The sequence below is a fragment of the Paracoccus lutimaris genome (genome assembly GCF_003337565.1).
Lineage (GTDB): Bacteria > Pseudomonadota > Alphaproteobacteria > Rhodobacterales > Rhodobacteraceae > Paracoccus > Paracoccus lutimaris.
Genome location: NZ_QPJL01000076.1, coordinates 1 through 1870, shown reverse-complemented (window position 1 = coordinate 1870; position 1870 = coordinate 1). Strand labels below are relative to the sequence as shown.

At 64.3% G+C, this 1870-nt stretch carries 2 protein-coding genes and 1 pseudogene; 2 read left to right on the top strand and 1 reads right to left on the bottom strand.

What is annotated here, in order from left to right; all coding sequences use genetic code 11:
• Together DFP89_RS19925 and DFP89_RS19920 are read left to right on the top strand one after the other, a co-directional pair.
• A pseudogene (locus DFP89_RS19925) lies at positions 1–91 on the top strand (IS5/IS1182 family transposase); the annotation flags it as partial.
• A gap of 131 nt (positions 92–222) precedes the next feature.
• Positions 223–555 carry a hypothetical protein gene (locus DFP89_RS19920; RefSeq protein ID WP_147273376.1) on the top strand — a complete coding sequence of 111 codons (333 nt, stop codon included), beginning with the start codon at positions 223–225 and terminating at the stop codon, positions 553–555.
• A 197-nt stretch (positions 556–752) separates the two neighbouring features.
• Here DFP89_RS19920 and DFP89_RS20475 read toward each other — a convergent pair.
• Positions 753–1870 (bottom strand): hypothetical protein (locus DFP89_RS20475; protein ID WP_181870419.1); only part of this gene is annotated, 1118 nt, incomplete at its 5' end.

Here is a 1870-nt window from a genome sequence, read left to right as displayed (position 1 = left end):
CGCCACCCGCTACGACAAGACCGCCGAAAGCTTCCTTGGCTTCATCGATATCACGTCGATCCGCCTCTGGCTCCGCCATTTGTCAACATGACCTAGGGCGCCGCCTGGCGCGGATCATGTCTAACCTGCGGCGCAGGCAGGCCGGGCGAATTCTGGCAAAAGCAATGCGCGAGCATTTTTTGCAAAGATGGCAAAACATTGGCAACAGGTTGGAGACTTTGAATGACGGCACCCTCACCCCCAACAGAATGGCCAGCGCTTTTGGCCGAACTGCGCAAGCTGACGGCATTGATCGGGCCGCTACAGGCATTGCTGGCGCAGGAAGAGGCGCCGGGCCTTTCGGACCGGATCGACCTCTTTCTGGCCGAGATCACCCGGGTGGGCGATCAGGTGGAATGGGCGGCAACAGCAATGGAGGCCGAGGGCCAGAGCCGCGATCTGATGCAACAAATCACAAAGAATCTGGCCGTGCAGAAACACCAGATCGACAAGTTGCAGGGCAGGATGGCACAGATTCTGGGCGTGTTGGGCGCACCACTGGACGGCAGCGACTGACGCGCGCCGAGCTGATCTGCCGTGCCCGGCAGATCGCGCAGGACGAGGGGATCGAGGCGCCGCGCCTGTCCTTCGTGCGGGACGAAGATCAGGAGCGGCTTCGGATGGCGTTCGGCACCACGGTGATCATGGTCAACGGCGACGGCAATCTTGTGCAAGATGTCGGCGTGTCGGAGCCGGATCTGCCCTGACCACCCTCACTGCCCGATAACATAGACTACCGGCGTCCTGCCCTCTGCGCCTTCGATGGCATAGATCGCGATTTCTCTTTGGATGGCCTCGATGCCGGTGGTGTTTTTCAGCGGATCATAGGGCAAGTTGGCGGTCAGGGGCTGGCCTGCGCCTGCGGCGAAAGTCGGGACGCCGCGGCCGCCGGTGATCGGGGCTTTGCGGGCCTGGCGGATGTCTTCGCGGTCGTAGTCAGCGATGGTGGTGAGGCCGTCGAAGGCACCTGCGGCATCGCCGAGGAATGTGGTGAACGCCGCTTCCGCGCTGGTGGCGGCGGGCTGTTCGATGACGCCGTAAGCGCCGGTCAGGACATGGCTGCCGTCCTTGGGTTCAAAGATCAGCACGGCGCAGCGGTCGAACACCTCGGGGGTGTAGCAGGCGAGGCCCGGGCCAAGGCCCCTTGTGTCGACCGCGCTCGCCCCGCTTCCGTAAAGCAGGTCGGTCACGCTGATATGCTCGCCGTCCTGCGGCATCCAGCCGGCCTCGCGTTGCTGCAGATACAGCCGGAAGCCCTTGGCCGGATCATGCGCCTCGTCCTGTTGCACCGCGCCGTCCTTCCAGAAATAGGCCACGCGCTTGGCGGTGCCCCAGTTTACAAAATCGCTGCTGGCCATCACCGGCCAGAGCGGCTGCAGATGCTGTTTCGCGTCGTCCCAGCGCGTGCCAAGCGGCGGGATCCCGGCGGCGGTCAGGATGGTTTGCCGCGCCGCCTCGGTCTGTGCGACCACAGCATCAGGATCCGCGGCGATGGCGTCAGGCGGAGTGATCTGGCCGATCTCGCTGCCCCTGGTGGTGGAAAAGATGACGCTGGCGACATGGCCCTCATAGCCGCCGCTGCGGGTTTGGGATTTGCGAATGTCGCGCACCGTCACCAGCGCCAGCAGACTGTCCTGGCCGATCTTCTGGCGCAGGGCGCGGCCTTCGTCGCGCGTCGCCGGGAACAGCGCGACGTCCTGCCAGTTGCGGAAGAACAGGCTGCGACCCATGGACAACGGCAGGCGCGAGGTCGGGGTAAAGATGCTGACCGGAAAGCCGCCGCGCGCGCTGTCGTAATCGCCAAATTCGGCGCGAATCGACAGCACCACCT

Excerpts from the sequence above, each read along its gene's own strand:
- DFP89_RS19920 (WP_147273376.1), top strand. The coding sequence starts at position 223 with ATGACGGCACCCTCACCCCCAACAGAATGGCCAGCGCTTTTGGCCGAA.